General features: G+C 69.1%; 15 protein-coding genes and 2 riboswitches. Of the genes, 7 read left to right on the forward strand and 8 right to left on the reverse strand.

Translation table 11 applies throughout. The features are described 5' to 3' along the window. Positions 1–25 precede the first annotated feature (25 nt). Positions 26–1,993, forward strand: coding sequence for a M2 family metallopeptidase (locus AB5T46_RS07675; RefSeq protein ID WP_370563297.1), 1,968 nt, complete (start codon positions 26–28; stop codon positions 1,991–1,993). Between the two features lie 269 nt (positions 1,994–2,262). Here the strand turns inward: AB5T46_RS07675 and AB5T46_RS07680 are convergent, their stop codons facing one another. The 4 genes from AB5T46_RS07680 to AB5T46_RS07695 form a co-directional block, all read right to left on the reverse strand. Next, positions 2,263–3,480, reverse strand: coding sequence for a multidrug effflux MFS transporter (locus AB5T46_RS07680; protein ID WP_370563424.1), 1,218 nt, complete (start codon positions 3,478–3,480; stop codon positions 2,263–2,265). Positions 3,481–3,518: 38 nt separating this feature from the next. After that, positions 3,519–3,953, reverse strand: coding sequence for a VOC family protein (locus tag AB5T46_RS07685; protein ID WP_370563298.1), 435 nt, complete (start codon positions 3,951–3,953; stop codon positions 3,519–3,521). A gap of 290 nt (positions 3,954–4,243) precedes the next feature. Next, a complete protein-coding gene (locus tag AB5T46_RS07690) occupies positions 4,244–4,558 on the reverse strand; it encodes a type II toxin-antitoxin system RelE/ParE family toxin (protein WP_370563299.1) in 315 nt (104 codons plus the stop codon). Then, a complete protein-coding gene (locus tag AB5T46_RS07695) occupies positions 4,555–4,824 on the reverse strand; it encodes a YlcI/YnfO family protein (protein ID WP_370563300.1) in 270 nt (89 codons plus the stop codon). The genes AB5T46_RS07690 and AB5T46_RS07695 overlap by 4 nt, the downstream gene beginning before the upstream one ends. Positions 4,825–4,959: 135 nt before the next feature. Here AB5T46_RS07695 and AB5T46_RS07700 point away from each other — a divergent pair, with 135 nt between their 5' ends. Next, complete coding sequence (locus tag AB5T46_RS07700; RefSeq protein ID WP_370563301.1) at positions 4,960–5,163, forward strand: DNA/RNA helicase domain-containing protein; 204 nt, start codon at positions 4,960–4,962, stop codon at positions 5,161–5,163. Here the strand turns inward: AB5T46_RS07700 and AB5T46_RS07705 are convergent. Then, on the reverse strand, positions 5,160–6,488 hold the full coding sequence (locus AB5T46_RS07705) for an alpha/beta hydrolase family protein (protein ID WP_370563302.1): 1,329 nt from the start codon (positions 6,486–6,488) through the stop codon (positions 5,160–5,162). The genes AB5T46_RS07700 and AB5T46_RS07705 overlap by 4 nt on opposite strands. Before the next feature lie 469 nt (positions 6,489–6,957). Continuing rightward, positions 6,958–7,048: riboswitch (glycine riboswitch) on the forward strand. Positions 7,049–7,101: 53 nt separating this feature from the next. Between AB5T46_RS07705 and AB5T46_RS07710 the strand changes: the two genes are divergently transcribed. Beyond that, positions 7,102–7,263 carry a hypothetical protein gene (locus AB5T46_RS07710; protein WP_370563429.1) on the forward strand — a complete coding sequence of 54 codons (162 nt, stop codon included), beginning with the start codon at positions 7,102–7,104 and terminating at the stop codon, positions 7,261–7,263. Positions 7,264–7,271: 8 nt separating this feature from the next. Here AB5T46_RS07710 and AB5T46_RS07715 read toward each other — a convergent pair whose 3' ends face one another. Then, entirely contained in the window at positions 7,272–8,810 is a 1,539-nt protein-coding gene (locus AB5T46_RS07715) for an MBL fold metallo-hydrolase (RefSeq protein WP_370563303.1), read from the reverse strand. Between the two features lie 68 nt (positions 8,811–8,878). Between AB5T46_RS07715 and AB5T46_RS07720 the strand changes: the two genes are divergently transcribed. The 3 genes from AB5T46_RS07720 (at position 8,879) to AB5T46_RS07730 (ending at position 14,019) form a co-directional block, all read left to right on the forward strand. Further along, complete coding sequence (locus AB5T46_RS07720) at positions 8,879–9,754, forward strand: helix-turn-helix transcriptional regulator (RefSeq protein WP_370563304.1); 876 nt, start codon at positions 8,879–8,881, stop codon at positions 9,752–9,754. A gap of 266 nt (positions 9,755–10,020) precedes the next feature. Further along, a riboswitch (glycine riboswitch) is annotated at positions 10,021–10,111 on the forward strand. A gap of 53 nt (positions 10,112–10,164) precedes the next feature. Then, the gene (gene gcvP, locus AB5T46_RS07725) at positions 10,165–13,053 is read left to right on the forward strand and encodes an aminomethyl-transferring glycine dehydrogenase (RefSeq protein ID WP_370563305.1); all 2,889 of its coding nucleotides are present in this window, start codon (positions 10,165–10,167) and stop codon (positions 13,051–13,053) included. Positions 13,054–13,392: 339 nt separating this feature from the next. Further along, complete coding sequence (locus tag AB5T46_RS07730) at positions 13,393–14,019, forward strand: hypothetical protein (RefSeq protein ID WP_370563306.1); 627 nt, start codon at positions 13,393–13,395, stop codon at positions 14,017–14,019. A 333-nt stretch (positions 14,020–14,352) separates the two neighbouring features. Here AB5T46_RS07730 and AB5T46_RS07735 read toward each other — a convergent pair whose 3' ends face one another. Next, positions 14,353–15,312, reverse strand: coding sequence for a helix-turn-helix transcriptional regulator (locus AB5T46_RS07735; protein WP_370563307.1), 960 nt, complete (start codon positions 15,310–15,312; stop codon positions 14,353–14,355). A 109-nt stretch (positions 15,313–15,421) separates the two neighbouring features. On the opposite strand from AB5T46_RS07735, the gene AB5T46_RS07740 reads away from it, so the two are divergent. Then, positions 15,422–16,054: a glutathione S-transferase family protein gene (locus AB5T46_RS07740; RefSeq protein WP_370563308.1), complete on the forward strand. Its 633-nt coding sequence runs from the start codon at positions 15,422–15,424 to the stop codon at positions 16,052–16,054. Positions 16,055–16,134: 80 nt separating this feature from the next. Here the strand turns inward: AB5T46_RS07740 and AB5T46_RS07745 are convergent, their stop codons facing one another. Continuing rightward, on the reverse strand, positions 16,135–16,719 hold the full coding sequence (locus tag AB5T46_RS07745; protein ID WP_370563425.1) for an alpha-ketoglutarate-dependent dioxygenase AlkB: 585 nt from the start codon (positions 16,717–16,719) through the stop codon (positions 16,135–16,137).

Consider the following 16,719-nt stretch of genomic DNA (forward strand, 5'->3'; position numbering starts at 1 on the left):
GCCGGCCCTCATCCAGGAATCGCCCGTGACCTATCGCAAGCTCTGTCTCCTCGCCCTCGTCGCCGCCGGCCTGGCGCTCTCCGCCTGCAAGCGCGACGCCGCGCCCGCGGCCGGGCCGGCCATTCCCGAGGACGAGACCGCGGACCAGTTCATCGCCCGCGTCAACGACGAGATCCGGGAGATGTATCCGGAGCTGACCGCCTCGCAGTGGCTGTCCTCGACCTACATCAACGACGACAGCCAACTGCTGGCCGCCAAGGGCAACGAGCGCTGGCTGACGCAGCTGAACGCGTGGATCGACCAGGCGCGCCGCTTCGAAGGCCAGAAGATGTCGCCCGCCACCGCCCGCGCGATCAACCTGCTCAAGCTCAGCACCGCAATGCCGGCGCCGAAGGATCCGGCGCGGCTGGCCGAGCTGACCCGCATCGCCACCAAGATGGAAGGCATGTACGGCAGCGGCGCCTACTGCGTGGGCGAAGGCGACGCCGAGCGCTGCCGCCAGCTCGGCGAACTGGAGGACGTGCTGCGCAGGAGCCGCGACTACGACCAGCAGCTCGACGCCTGGCGCGGCTGGCATTCGATCGCCCAGCCGATGCGCAACGACTACGTCCGCTTCGTCGAACTGGTCAACGAGGGCGCCCGCGACATGGGCTTCGCCGACGCCGGCGAGATGTGGCGTTCCGGCTACGACATGAGCCCGGCCGAGATCGCCGCCGAGACCGACCGCCTCTGGGGCCAGGTCAAGCCGCTGTACGAGCAGCTGCACTGCTACGCCCGCACCCGCCTCGAAGCCAAGTATCCCGACCGCGGGTCGGTCGAAGGCCTGCTGCCGGCGCACCTGATGGGCAACATGTGGCAGCAGGACTGGAGCAACCTCTGGGACATCCTGGAGCCCTACCCCAATACCGGCAGCCTCGACGTCACCGGTGCGCTGGAGGCCCAGCACCGCGAAGGCCTGGACAAGCGCCTGGCCGCCCTGTCAGGCCTCCCGGAGGGTGCCGAACGGGTCGAGATCGAGCGCAAGGCGCAGGTCGACAGCGCCACCGCGATCACTCGCCGCGCCGAGGACTTCTACACCTCGCTCGGCATGCCCGCGCTGCCGAAACCGTTCTGGCAGAAGAGCATGCTGATCAAGCCGCGCGATCGCGAAGTGGTCTGCCACGCCAGCGCCTGGCCGATGGACATGGCCGACGACGTGCGCATCAAGATGTGCATCGAGCCGACCGAGGAGGACTTCACCACCGTCTACCACGAGCTCGGCCATATCTACTATTACCTCGCCTACGAGGACCAGCCGCCGCTGTTCCAGAGCGGCGCCCACGACGGCTTCCACGAGGCCATCGGCGACACCATCGTGCTGGCGATGACGCCGCAGTACCTGTCCTCGATCGGGCTGGTCGACGAGCAGCAGCAGAGCCAGGCCGGCCTGATCAACTCGCAGATGCGCATGGCGCTGGCGAAGGTGGCGTTCCTGCCGTTCGGGCTGATGATCGACCGCTGGCGCTGGGGCGTGTTCGACGGATCGATCGCGCCGGACGAGTACAACAGCGCCTGGTGGGACCTCAAGGCGCAGTACCAGGGCGTCGCCCCGGCCACGCCCCGCGGCGAGGACTTCTTCGATCCGGGCGCCAAGTACCACGTGCCGGGCAACACGCCGTACACGCGCTATTTCCTCTCGCACATCCTGCAGTTCCAGTTCTACCGCGCGCTGTGCGACGCCTCCGGCTACGACGGCCCGTTGTACGACTGCAGCTTCTACGGCGACGAGGCCGCGGGCCAGAAGTTTTGGGCGATGCTCGGCAAGGGCGCCAGCCAGCCCTGGCAACAGACGCTGAAGGAACTGACCGGCACCGAGACCATGGACGCCTCGGCGGTGCTGGAGTACTTCGCGCCGCTGCAGGACTGGCTGGAGGACCAGAACGAAGGCCAGGCCTGCGGCTGGCCGGCGGCAGCGCCGGTGGCCGGCGCGGGCGCGGGCACCGAGTCCGAATAGCGACGACGCGAAGGGCCGGCATCCCCCGGTCCTTCGCCCGCGCATTGCCACGCGGAACGACGGTCCGTCTGCGCGGAACGTTCGCGGGTATCGCGCGCTCCTACGGACGTGCGCCGCGGCGTGAATCCGGCCGCGCGGATCGCGCCCGCCCTTCGTAGGAGCGGGCCACGCCCGCGATGCCGCGGGTGCCGGACGCGGATGCGCCGATCGCATCGCGCGCATGGCGCGCTTCTACGGTGCGATCTTCGCCGCGCGACGCAGGCGAGCGGTCACATGTGCTCCGTCGGCTCCATTCCGGTCGGCGCCTTCGGGCACTGCGGCCGGGTGCGGTCGCGGCGGATCTCCCAGCGCCAGAACCCCCAGCCGACCAGTAGGAACCCGGCCGCGGTCAGCGCCAGGTACAGGCCGTGGTGGCTCACCAGCGGCGACAGCACGCCGGCCACGATCGCATTGAGCACCAATCCGGTGAACGCTTGCAGCGACGAGGCCGAGCCGCGCTGGCGCGGGTACATGTCGAGGATCGCCAGGGTGATGATGGGGAACACCAGCGCGATGCCGAACGCGTTCAACACCATCGGCAGCACCGCCCACGGCACCGCGGGTTCGGCGACGACCAGGTTGTAGACGATGTTGCCGGCGATCGCCACGCCGCTGCAGGCGAAGCCGATGTTGGCCAGGCGGACGCCGGTGATGCGGCCGGCCGCCCGCCCCGACACGAACGAGCCGATCATCATCCCGCTGATCATCGGGATGAAGAACCAGCCGAACTGGCGCTCGTCGAGGCGCAGGATATCCATCACGAACGCCGGCGCCGAGGCGATGAACAGGAACAGCGCCGAGAAATTGAACGCGCCGGCCGCCGCCAGCCGCTGGAAGCGCGAGTTGGTGAAGATCGCCACGTAGTCGCGCAGCAGGCGCCGGGGCACCAGCGTGCCGCGCGCCTCGCGCGGATGCGTCTCCGGCAGCCAGGCCCAGGTCGCCAGCAACAGCGCGATCGAGAACAGCACCAAGAACCAGAAGATCGCCGGCCAGCGCTCCCAGCCCAGGATCCAGCCGCCGATCACCGGCGCGATCGCCGGCGCGATGCTGAAGATCATCATCACCTGGCTCATCAGCCGTTGCGCATCGTCGCCCTGGTAGACGTCGCGGATCACCGCGCGCCCGACGATCAGGCCCACGCCGGCCGACAGCCCCTGCAGCGCGCGGAACACCAGCAGCGTGGTCAGGTCCGGCGCCAGCGCGCAGCCCACCGACGCCGCGATGAACACCACCAGCCCGCCCAGGATCACCGAGCGGCGCCCGATCGCGTCCGACAGCGGCCCGTGCACGATGCTCATCAGCGCATAGGCGATCAGGTACACGCTGATCGTCTGCTGCATCGCCAGCTTGTCGGCGCCGAACTCGCCGCCCATCTGCGCGAAGGCCGGAAAGATGGTATCGATCGAGAACGGCCCGAACATCGCCAGCCCGGCCAGCAGCCAGGCCAGGCGGCGTCCGGGCGGGATCGGCTTCTGCGCGGCGCCGGTCACGCCGCCGGCCGCGGCGCGTCGGGTGGGCCTTTCAGTTCGACCGCGTTGCCTTCCGGGTCGAGCAGGTACTGCGACGGGCCCTCGCCCTCGGCGCCGTAGCGCGAGCCGAACTCGCCGATCTCGACCCCGTGCGCCTGCAGGTGGGCGACGATCGCCGCACGATCGAACGGATCCACGCGCAGGCACAGGTGATCCATGTTACGGCCCTCGCTGCCCGGCGCGGCGCCGCCGATGCGGCCGAGCTTGCCGTCGATGTCGACCAGATCGATCAGCGCATCGCCGGCGCGCAGCTGCAACAGCCCGATCTCCTCTTGTCGGTTTTCCACCGTACAGCCGAGCACGTCGCAATAGAACGCCTGCATGCGCGCGATGTCGCGCACGCGCAGCACGATGTGATCGATGCGAAGCGGGCGAAACGGCGGTTCGTTCATGGCGGCGGCGATCATGCGAGCAGGAGCTGAACAGTGTAAGCCTTGCGACGAAAACGGAACGTTCGGCAGGCAGGCCTCACCTTCCGCAGGCGCGCATCATGCGCGAGAAGCCTGCCTCGAACCGCGCCGGTTTGTCCCGAAGGCCTACCGTTGTCCGTAGGAGCGCGCCATGCGCGCGATGCCCGCACCCCGAACCGCACCGGCCTTATACGATCCCCCAAGATCTACCGACACGGAAACGCTGGTAGATGCCGTTGGCGCGCACGCTCAACGGCGCATCCGGTGGCGCTTCAGCGGATACTGTAGTCGTCCTCGCGCTGGTGCCGGACCGCGAGCACCGTCACCCAGTCGGAATCCTCGATCTCGAACAGCGCCACGTAGCCGGTTGCGCCGAAGGCGATGATCAGCTCACGCAGGAACGCATCCCCGCCCTCGGCCTTGCGGCAGCTGAAGGGCGAGGTCCCGAGCAGACCGATCGCGTTGCGGATCGCATCGAGCGCACGCTCGGCCTCGCCCCAGTCGCCGTCGGCGCGCGCAAGCACGAAGTCGTAGAGCCGCTCCAGGTCGGCCAGCGCTTCCTCCGTGAAGCGGACCTGGAAACTCATCGCCGGGATTGCCTCGCCTTTTTCAATCGCTCCTCGAGCGACTCCAGCACCGAACCGGCCGCGACGTAGCTCCCCTCCCGCCTGGCGCGCTCGCGGGCCGCGAGCCCGCGGGCGACGAACTCCACCTGGGTGCGACGCAGGTCGATCTGCGCACGCACCGATGCCTCGACGAACGCCGACAGGGTCTCGCCTTCGTGCAACACGTCCTCGGCAGCCCGGCGCAAGGCCGGCTCGACGCGCAGCGGTGGAAATGTGGCGGTCTTCATTGGGCGCCTCTGCATTGCAATTGCGATGCAATGATGCCCGATCGCCTTCGACGACACAAATGTTGGAAACGCGAACGGTCCCCGCAAATGTTCACCAGAACATTAGGGAACCTCGTTTCGACAAAGCGGGAATCCATGGACATCAAGCTCCAGATGGTGACCCTCAGCGACATCGGCCACACCGCCGAACTCGAGCGCTGGGCCAGGCAGTTGGGCGCGCATGTCATCCGGCTGGAGCTTTCGTCGCAGTTCCGCTGCAGCGGCTCCGATGGCTACCTCCTTGGGCACCGCATCCTGAGCCAAGCCAGCATTCCCGTGGACCGTCGAGAATCGCACTAAGGGTGCGAAGACAGCTCGGCCTTTCCGTACTCCGGTTGCAGCGGCCCGCCACGGATGAAGTCAGCCATCAGGCGGAAGTAGCCCTCGGGCTGGCGGGTGGAGACGCGCTCGCCGTCGGGGCCGGTCTCGAACTCGTACATGCCGTGGTCGGCGTCGGGGTACACCGCGGTAACGATCGGCTTGCCGTCGCGCTGCAGCGCGGCCAGGCGGCGCAGCGTCTCGTCCGGTGGGGCGTCGCGGTCCTGGCCGCCCAGCACCCAGAGCTGCGGGACGTCCAGCGTCTCCAGCACCGGCATGGGGTCGTAGTGTGCCGGTATGCCGTACACCAGCTGCGGGGCGTCCTTGCGCACGGTCGCTTCGTCGTTGCCTAGCAGGTACCAGGTGAAGTTGCCGCGCACCGCGGGGTACCAGGGTTCGTCGCGGTACCTCGCCTTCACCGCCTCCAGCTGCTCGTAGCCTTCGGTGAAGCCGCTCTCGATCACCCGCGCGGTGGCATCGGCGATCTCCATGGCACCGGCAGTGGCCTCCGGGCCGAAGCCGCCGCGCTGCATGTCGAAGGCGATGGCCTCGCGATCCTCCCCCAGCGGCGAGACCGCCAGGCCGAAGCTGACGATGACGAAGTCCACCGGGGCGATGCGCGCCGCCAATGGCGCCACCCAGCCGCCCTGGCTGCCGCCCTGGTAGCCGACGCGCCCGGCGCGCGCACCGGCCAGGCGCCGCGCCTCGCGCATCGCGTGGATGGCGTCGACAGCCAGCGTCAGGTAGTCCTGGGTGTAGCGGCCGCCGGAGGCGCCGGTTCCGCGCTTGTCGTAGGCGAACACGCCGATACCGGCGCTGGCGAACTCGCGCTGCAGCGAATACCGCTCCAGCGCGGAGTCGCGTTCGGAACCGTGCACCAGCACCACCAGCGGCACCGGGGCGTCGCCGGGGGGAAGCGTCAGCCGCCCGATCAGCGTCACGCCGCTGCCCTGGAAGCGGGTGTCGATCTGCTCCAGCAGCACACGTTGTCCGGGCGTCCGGTCGAAGCGGATGCCGCCGCGCCCACAATCGGTGAACGACACGCGGTGCCCATCCGGCCGCTTCGTCCAGCCCAGGGTGCTGGTCCAGGTGCCGTCGCCCTGCGGCGCGAGCGCGCCGGTGCGCCCGTCTGTCGTGCGCCAGCGCAGCTGGCCCCCGGCGCCGGGGCCGATGTCGAGCATGTCGCCGTTGTCCAACTGGTAGCTGCCGACCTCGCAGGGCGGCGACTGCTCCGACGCTAGCGCCTGCCCCGAAAGCAACGCGCCTGCGAGCGCGATGGCGCCCAGCCATGATCGCTTCGAACGCATGTTGCCTTTCAAGCCGGTGACCTCTCTTCCCGTGGGGACGACCGCAGCCTGTCACGGCCTGCCCGCGCCGCGCCACCGGCAGGCGACGAAAACGCCGGATGCGGCGACGGATCGCCGCGATACGTGGCTGGAAGCCGCGGGCAACGGCCGCCGCGCTACCGTAGGAGCGGCCCATGGTCGCGATGCCGCGGGAATCTCCGGCAGGCATGGCGGTGATCCCAGGTGTTGCCGGCCGCGCCGGCATCGCGCGCATGGCGCGCTCCTACGGGTGGCGTGCCAGCGAGGCGGCAGCGTCGCGCGCGCCGACTGATGAATACGGCGGCGCGAGCCGACGCGGCATCCGCCGGACCGCCTACAGTCGTTCCCGCAACACCCCCGACGGGAGAAGCAGGCACCCCGGCCCACCGGGCGCCCGCGGCCGAAGGCGCAACGCCCGTAATCGCTCAGGCTCACGTACCGCCGGCGGGGACAACTCTGGAAAGACCGGTTCGATCCGGTGCCGAAGGTGCATGGGAGGGGTTCGCCCCCTCTCCGAACTCTCAGGCAAAAGGACAGAGGGGCGCTCTGCGTGCAGCCGCACGCGGCCCTTCCGCGCCCGCCAGAGTCCCACGCCATGTCCCAGTCCACGTCCCTCCGCTCGCTCGAGCAGCACGATGCGTTCATCGCGCGCCACATCGGCCCCAACGACGCCGAGATCGCGCAGATGCTCGAAGCGGTCGCGCGAACTGCGCTCGGTGTCGTCGACACCGAGCCGAGCCACCATTGCGCGTCATGACTTGCGGATCAATAGCCGCGAAAACCCGCTAGTGCCAAGGCGCGGCGGAATTCCTCCATGGTGACGATACGGGTGTTGTGCGCTTCGAGCAGCGCCTGGAAGTCGTCGATGCCGAGCGATTTCAACTTTTTTGCGAAATCGATGCCGATCGGCATCGCCGGATTCACCCCGCCCCCGGTGCCCGGCGAGAAATAGACGTCGGCCTGCCAGACGATGCCCTGTCTTGGCAGATGCACCATTGTCAGCTCCTCCGAATGGGCATTCGGGCCGATGTCGTAGAGCACCATGGTCTGGCTGCCATCCGAGATCACCCACTTGTCCCGGAAGGTTTCGATCGAAGGTGAGGTTTTCGTCGCATCGTATGGATCCGGCGAGATGGTCCGGCTCACCCGCGCCAGCCGACGGTAGAACTCCACATGGCCGGGCGTGGTCACCAGGGTCGCACCGGCGTGGAAGTACGCGCGGGCGCCGCCGCCATGATCGCCATGGGTGTGGCTCGGCACCACGTAGCGCACCGGCTTGCCGGGGAATGCCTCGCGAACAGCGGCGATGGTCGAATGCGACATGCTGTAGTTGCCAGGGCATTCGACCACCGCCAGGAAGTCGTCGAATTCGACGATCATGATGCCGCCCATGTGGGTGTCGAGGTAGACGCCGTCGCCGATCTCCCGCAGGCGTTCGCCTGTTTCCGTTTCCTTGGGCTGCGCATAACCGGACGGCAACTCGAACTGGCTGTCGGCGAGTGCAGCGTCGACGCGATAGCGCAGCTCGAGGTCGCGCGCGATTTCGTCGTTGAACCAGTCCGTACGGCGGGTCGGGAAGTACACGCCGTCGATCGCGCGCCAGCCGGAATACTCGATGCAGTTGATGACGTCACCGTACACACCGTCGTCATGGATCGACTCGTATCCGCTGAACGCACCGCTGGCCGTGTCGAACAGCATGGTGATGGTCGCGCCGTCGCGCTGTGTCCAGACGAGCGCATGCATCGGCTTGCCGTTGCGCACCGCTCGGCCCAGTGAGCGCAGGTTCGTGCCGCCGTCCCAGGCGTCGACCAGCATCAGCGGCGGAATCCAGCGTGGAATGAAAGCCCACGGTCCGTCCGCGTCTTTCCCGGAAAAGTTCATCATGATTTCGCTGCCGTGATGATTGCGGTCGGGCTCCCAGTGCACGCCGCGGTCGCCCTTCAGCGCCCAGGCGCCGCCGAAGCGGCCGATCCCTGGATAGGACGTGTAGTTGTCGGCGAACATCCGCTCGCCTTCGAGGTCGACGACGACGCTGCCGCTGGCGGGTTCGCGGTCCCAGGGTGGGAACGCGCGCCGGCTCTGGTTGATCATGTTGCGATGGCCGGTATAGCCGAGTGAGACGTTGCGCAGGCGGCGGATGGCGGCTTCGCCGCCGGCGACCTCGATCGCGCGGGCCAGCACCGCGCGCGCCTGCTGGTAGGAAGCCAGGGTGGAACCGGCCGCAGCAGGCTCGGCTGCGCGTTCGTGCGCCGGGACCACGAAGGGCAGCGACAGGAGCAGTACGAGCAGGACAGTTTTCATCGTGGGACAGGCCCGAAGGTAGAATGGCTTCATCACGGCCAAGCCTGAAGCCGGCGGAGACCTTCGTCTTGAACGAACGCAAGGTGGGCTGCGAATGCCATCGCTCGCCGGATCTCGCCGCCGGCGAGTTCTACGGCGACGTGGTAAGCAGGCATGCCTCGCCGCAGTTCGTGCTGTCCGAGATCCGCCATGCCCACGGACGCGAGTTGCCAACGCACGCGCACCAGGCAGCCTACTTCAGCCTGCTGGTCGAGGGGCGTTATGCGGAAACCTACGATGGCCGGCGCCACGAATACGATCCCCTGACCGTCTGGTGGCACCGGCCGGGTGTCGTTCACCATGATGAGGTCGGGCAGGACGGCGGTCGTTTCTTCAATGTCGAACTGACCCAAGAAGGCGCGGACACGCTGGCCGAAGCCGGGCCGTCACGCCGCGATTTCCACGAACAGGGGACGCGGGTGGTCTGGTTCACCTGCCGGCTGCTGCACGAGCTTCGGCACTGGCAGCCGTGCTCCACGCTGGTCGTGGAGAACCTGGTGCTGGAGATGACGGGATGCGCGTTGCGGTATCCCGAGCAACCGGTGTCACCGCAACCGGCTTGGCTCGGTCTGGTGGTGCAAAAGCTGCACGACGAGCCGGATCGGCGGCATTTCACCTCGGCGCTCGCGCGCGAGGCCGGCGTGCATCCGGTCCATCTGGCATCGGTTTTCCGGCGCATCCATCGGCAGACGATCGGCGAATACCTGCGTGTACTGCGCGTCCGCCAGGCCGCGAACCTGTTGCGTCGCGCGGACATGCCTCTCGCGCAAGCCGCCGTGATGCTCGGTTTCGCCGACCAGGCCCACTTCACGCGTATTTTCGGCGATGTCGTCGGCATGACGCCGAGCGCGTTCCGCCGTCTGTTGCGCCCGCGCCACACAGGTTGCCGCATTCCGAATGCGTAGAAAGTTTGCCGGCGGGGTCGAACCCCCAATGTTCGCCTTGGGTCGGGATCGGCCACCCGCCTGCAGTTTGACTCATTAGCCTTCCGATCCAATCGCCTGCCCTCTGAATCGGGCACCACCCCGCTGACGCGCGGCAACCGCCGAACCGCCTATAATTACCCCCGCAACACCCCTCGACGGGAGAAGCAGGCCCCCGGCCCACCGGGCGCCCGCTGCCGAAGGCGCAACGCCCGTAATCGCTCAGGCTCACGTACCGCCGGCGGGGACAACTCTGGAGAGACCGGTTCGATCCGGCGCCGAAGGTGCATGGGAGGGGTTCGCCCCCTCTCCGAACTCTCAGGCAAAAGGACAGAGGGGCGCCCTGCGTGCAGTCGCACGCGGCCCTTCCGCGCCCGCCAGAGTCCCACGCCATGTCCCAGTCCACGTCCCTCCGCTCACTCGAGCAGCACGATGCGTTCATCGCGCGTCACATCGGCCCCAACGATGCCGAGATCGCGCAGATGCTCGAAGCGGTCGGCTTCGATTCGCTGGAGTCGCTCACCGACGCGATCGTGCCGGGTTCCATCCGCACCCGCGACCCGCTGGACCTGCCCGAGTCGGTGACCGAGGAGGAGGCGCTGGCGCGCATCCGCCAGGTGGCCGATCGCAACCGGGTGTTCCGCAGCTTCATCGGCCAGGGCTATCACGGCACGCACGTGCCCAGCGTCATCCTGCGCAACATCCTGGAGAACCCGGCCTGGTACACCGCCTACACCCCCTACCAGGCGGAGATCTCGCAGGGCCGGCTGGAGGCGCTGATCAACTTCCAAACGATGTGCGCGGACCTCACCGGCATGGAGATCGCCAACGCCTCGCTGCTGGACGAGGCCACCGCCGCGGCCGAGGCGATGACCCTGGCGCGACGGATGTCGAAGGCGAAGTCGGCGGTGTTCTTCGTTTCCTCCGGCGTGCACCCGCAGACCGTCGAGGTGCTGCGCACCCGCGCCGAGCCGCTGGGCATCGAGCTGCTGGTCGGCGACGACGACAAGGCCGCCGAAGCGGATGCCTTCGGCGTGCTGCTGCAGTACCCGGACACCTTCGGCCGCGCCAATGACTACGCCGCGCTGGCCGATGCGGTGCATGCGCGCCAGGGCGTGGTGTGTGCGGCGGTGGACCTGCTTGCGCTCACCCTGCTCAAGGCGCCGGGCGAATGGGGCGCCGACATCGTGCTGGGCAACACCCAGCGCTTCGGCGTGCCGTTCGGCTTCGGCGGGCCGCACGCCGCCTTCATGGCCTGCCGCGACGCCTACAAGCGCTCGATGCCGGGCCGGCTGATCGGCGTGTCGATCGACGCCGAGGGCAACCCCGCCTACCGCCTCACCCTGCAGACGCGCGAGCAGCATATCCGCCGCGAGAAGGCCACGTCGAACATCTGCACCGCGCAGGTGCTGCTGGCAGTGATGGCGTCGATGTACGCGGTCTACCACGGCCCGGACGGGCTGGTGCGCATCGCCCGCCGCACCCATCGCTTCGCCGCCATCCTGGCTGCGGTGCTGTGCGAGGCCGGCGTCGCCGTGGGCGGCGACTTCTTCGACACCCTGCACGTGACCGGCATCGACGCCGGCCAGGTGCACGCGCACGCCGGCGAGGCCGGCATCAACCTGCGCCACATCGACGCGAACAGCCTGGGCATCAGCCTGGACGAGACCACCACCCGCGAGGACGTCAGCCGCCTGGCCGGGCTGTTCGGGGTGGAACTGGGCGACCTGGACGCACTGGATGCGGCCACGCCCGACGCGCTGCCGGCGGCGCTGCTGCGCACCTCGGATTTCCTTGCCCACCCGGTGTTCAACACCCACCACTCCGAGCACGAGCTGCTGCGCTACCTGCGCACCCTGGCCGACCGCGACCTGGCGCTGGACCGCACCATGATCCCGCTGGGCTCGTGCACCATGAAGCTCAACGCCACCGCCGAAATGATCCCGGTCACCTGGCCGGAGTTCGCCAACATCCACCCGCTGGCGCCGCCGGAGCAGACCCAGGGCTACCGCGAGCTGATCGAGGGCCTGGAGGCGATGCTGGTGGCCTGCACCGGCTACGACAACGTCAGCCTGCAGCCCAACTCCGGCGCGCAGGGCGAGTACGCCGGCCTGCTCGCCATCCGTGCCTGGCACCGCGCGCGCGGCGAGGGGCAGCGCGACATCTGCCTGATCCCGGAGTCCGCGCACGGCACCAACCCGGCCTCGGCGCAGCTGTGCGGCATGAAGGTGGTGGTGACCCGCTGCGACAAGGACGGCAATGTCGACGTGGCCGACATCCGCGCCAAGGCGGAGCAGTACGCCGACCGCCTGGCGGCGATCATGATGACCTACCCGTCCACGCATGGCGTGTTCGAGGAGGACGTGGTGGAGATCTGCGAGGTCGTGCACCGGCACGGCGGCCAGGTGTACACCGACGGCGCCAACCTCAATGCCATCCTCGGCCTGGCGCAGCCGGGCCGGTGGGGCTCGGACGTCAGCCACCTCAACCTGCACAAGACCTTCTGCATCCCGCACGGCGGCGGCGGCCCCGGCGTGGGCCCGTGCGCGGTGAAGTCGCACCTGGCGCCGTACCTGCCGGCGGCGTTCGGCACCGGCGGCGCGCGCACCGGGGGGATCGGCAATGGCGGCATGGTCAGCGCGGCCACCTTCGGCAGCGCCAGCATCCTGCCGATCAGCTGGATGTACATCACCCTCATGGGCCGCGAGGGCCTGCGCAAGGCCAGCCAGGTGGCGATGCTCAACGCCAACTACGTCTCGAAGCGGCTGGCCGGGCACTACCCCACCCTGTACAGCGGCCGCAACGGCCTGGTGGCGCACGAGTGCATCCTCGACCTGCGGCCGATCAAGGACGCCACCGGCATCACCGCCGAGGACGTGACCAAGCGCCTGATCGACTTCGGCTTCCACGCCCCGACCCTGAGCTTCCCGGTCCCCGGCACGCTGATGGTGGAGCCGACCGAGAGCGAATCGCTGCATGAGCTCGACCGGTTCATCGACGCCATGATCGAGATTCGCGACGAGATCCGCGCGATCGAGGAAGGCAAGCTCGACCGCGACGACAACCCGCTGCGCAACGCGCCGCACACCGCGACCATGGTCGCCGGCAGCGAATGGACCCACGCCTACCCGCGCGAGCTCGCCGCGTTCCCGCTGGCCGTGCTGAAGACGACGAAGTACTGGCCGCCGGTGGCGCGCGTCGACAACGTCTACGGCGACAAGAACGTGATGTGCGCCTGCATTCCGGTCGACGCCTACAGGGAGGAGGACGCCGCGGCCTGAGCGCGGTTTCCCGCATTCCCCACCGCAACCCGGGCACCACACCCTCGTAGAGCGGAGCTTGCTCCGCTGCCCTTGCTCCGCTGCCTTGCTCCGCTGCCCTTGCTCCGCTGCCTTGCTCCGCTGCCCGCACCGCCTCCGGGCCGGAAGCAGCCGAGCAAGCTCGGCTCTACGGCCCGCAACGCATGTCGCGGGGAGCGCGAAGGATGCCGACCCGATGGCACACATTCACGGCTCGCTGCGCAACCTGAACGGTGCCGCGCCACGCTCGCGGGCCTCAGGGCGGCTTCACACGGGCACGGTGAGACTCCATTCGAGTTCCCGCCATCCAGGAGGCGCCCTATGCATACGATCAGACATGCCACGCTGGCAGTCGCGCTGGCCATCGGCCTCGGCCTGCCGGCGGCGTCCAATGCGCAGACCGTCGGCTACAACGTCAGGACCGGCGACGTGTGGGTGGACAACCGCCTGGGCGAGATCAACGACTACGGCAGGCGCTATCGCGACCCCTTCGTCAACGAGATGACCGGCTACTACGGCGCACCGCGTCCGCTGGTCGTCGAACTGCTGGACGAACGCCGCTGGGCTCCGGGCGACGTCTACTACGCCTGCGCGATCGCGCACGCGCTGGGCATGCCGTGCATGGACGTGGTGCGCGAGTACGACCGCGATCCCGGCCAGGGCTGGGGCGCGGTCGCCAAGCGGATGGGCATCAAGCCCGGCTCGCCCGCCTTCCACGCGCTCAAGCGCGGTACCGCGAGTACCTACGACCGGTGGGGATACCCGGTGGTCGTCGATCGTCCGGTGCGGGTGGACTGGTCCAAGCACGGCCCGGACAAGCGCGCGAGGACGGCCGGCAGATCCGACGCGCATCCGGCCCCGCACACGAACAGCAGGCGCGCCGACCGACCCGGGCAAGACAAAGGCAAGGGCAAGGGCAAGAACAAAGGGAAGGACAAGGACGACTGACGCGACACCGTTGTTCGAAGCGGCGGCCGATGGCCGCCGCTTTTTCTGGTGCTTCTCCCGATCCAAGGGGAAGCGCACGTCGGTCCGGAAGGCGACGCATTCGGATCCGGCCTGCCATCTCCGTAGGAGCGCGCCATGCGCGCGATGCCGACATCGCCGGCCCGGTCCGCATGGCTTCGGCACCGCAACGTGTCCGAAGCATTACCCCGTCGCACGGCGCGGGCTTCGCGCGCATGGCGCGCTCCTACGGGGCGGCGACCAGAGAAGCGCGGGCGTGGGCCCCGCGTTCGAACAGCCCTGACGCAGACGCGCGGACGCGCCTGCGCGGACGGGTCAGGCGCGTGCGGCGGCGCGCGCAAGCCGGCCCGCCATGGCGGCCAGGTGTTCGGCCAGTCCCGGCGGCTCGCGCACTTCGAACTCCACGCCGAGCAGCGCGATGTGATACGCCAGCTCTTCCGGCGAGCGCGCGCCCGCCTCGAGCACGCAGCGCTCGTCGTCGATGCGTTCAAGCCGCGCGGCCGTCGGCGGGACCAGCTCGGCCATCCGCTCCAGCGGCGCGTGCAGCACGATGCGCGCCCGGACCGGATAAGGGCTGGACGAGACCGTGCGCGACACGTAGGCCGCCAGGTCGCCGCCCGGTATCTTTCTCGGCACGAACCGCTGCCCGGTCGCGATCCGCGCCTCGATCCGGTCGACCCGGAACGTGCGCCAGTCCTGCCGCTGCAGGTCCCAGCCGACCAGGTACCAGCGCGCGCCGGTACAGACCAGGCCATGCGGCTCGAGATCGCGCTCGCTGCTTTCGCCGTCGTGGGCACGGTACCGGAACGACACGCGCTGCTCGCCGCGACATGCGCCGCCGAGAGTGGTCAGCACCTCGGACGATACCCGGGGCCCTGCCATGCCGAGCGGCGCAACCGCGGCATGCAGCGCGCGAACGCGCTTGCGCAGCCGCGTCGGCAGCACCTGCTCGAGCTTGGCCAGCGCACGCACCGCGCTTTCCTCCATGCCGGCGACGGTGCCGGTGGCGGCCATCCGCAGCCCCAGCGACACCGCGAGCGCCTCGTCGTCCTCCAGCAGCAGCGGCGGCAGGGTCGCCCCGGCACCAAGCTGGTAGCCGCCCGCCAGTCCGCTGCTGGAGCGCACCGGGTAGCCCAGGCTGCGCAGCCTGTCGGCATCGCGGCGCACCGTGCGTGGCGTCACCTGCAGGCGCTCGGCCAGCTCCGCACCGCTCCAGAAGCGGCGGACCTGGAGCAGCGTGAGCAGGCGGAGCAGGCGGGCCGAGGTGTCGAGCATGCGGGGAAGGATCACCGAGGTCGAGGACAGAAACTGTCCTCAATGCTTGCTAGCTTATCGCAACGGTCCGACGCATCCCGCGGGACCGATCAGCCAAGGAACATCCGCCATGTCGCTCACCCTCTACGCCGCCCCCATGTCCAGCGCCACCCCCGTGGTCTGCGCCCTGGCCGAACTCGACGTCCCGCACGAACTGGTGATGCTGGACCTGACCGCCGGCGACCAGAAGAAGCCCGAGTACCTGGCCCTCAATCCCAACGGCGTGGTGCCGACCCTGGTGGTGGACGGCACGCCGATGTTCGAGGCGGTGGCGATCATGCAGTGGCTGGGCGATCGCTACGGCGTCGAGCGCGGCCTGTGGCCCGCCGCAGATGCACCCGAACGTCTGACCGCCCTGTCGTGGACGACGTGGGCCTACGTGACCTACGGCACCATGATCAACATCCTCAACTATTCGCAGAACCCGCTTGCCGACCCGGCACTGCACCATCCGCCGCTGGCGGCGCACGCGCAGGGCGAGTTCGGCAAGCTGCTCGGCCGCCTGGATGCGCGCCTGGCCGAGCACCCCAACCTGCTCGGCGATGCGTACTCACTCGCCGACATGATCGTCGCCAGCGTGGTCGCCTACAGCACCTATTGCGGCGTATCGGTCGACGCACACCCGCACGTGAAGGCATGGCTGCAGCGCTTCCATCAGCGGCCGGCCTACGCGAAGACCTGGGGCGCTGCGCCCGCCGCCTGAGCGTCACACAAGGGGTGAGTATCCTGCCCGCTCCTTCCTGATATCGCATCCGTCCCGGCGGGCGGCGACTCTCCCCCTCGTCAATCGGGCAGGTGCGCCTCGGTCCGCACGCGGAAGACGATGCTCATGCGTGGGCCGACCGGTCGTGCGGTCTTGGGAATGCCGTGCTCGTGGGTGATCTGGGAGGCGTGGCTCATGCCGAGCAGGCTGCCGTGGGCGAGATCGACGGCGATGCGCCCGCGGTCGCCGGCCTTGGCGCGGATCAGCATGCGGCGCGGATGGCCGAGCGAGAGCAGCGTGATCGGCTGGCCGGGGACGATGGTGTGCAGCTTGTCGTTGTGCATGGCGACGCTGTCGCTGCCGTCGCGGTAGAAATTCAGGCCGACGGCGTTGTAGGGCGCCGGCACGATGGCCTGCACGCGGGCGAGGATCTCGGCCAGCGGCAGCGCCGGCGGCAGGGCGTCGGTGCGATAGCCGGCGAGCAGGCGCGGCACGTCGACGACGCGGTCGTACATCTTGCGGCGTTCGCTGTACCAGCCGGCATGCTGCCGCAGGATGCGGAACCAGGCATCGGCATCGGCCGCGCCGGCGAAGGCGGGCCAGTAGCGGACGCCGCCTTCGGCGTCGTCGAGCAGGGTCTGCGGCGGGGAGGCGAAGAGATCCAT

Origin of the sequence: Luteimonas salinilitoris (assembly GCF_041300785.1) — a bacterium.
GTDB lineage: Bacteria > Pseudomonadota > Gammaproteobacteria > Xanthomonadales > Xanthomonadaceae > Luteimonas > Luteimonas salinilitoris.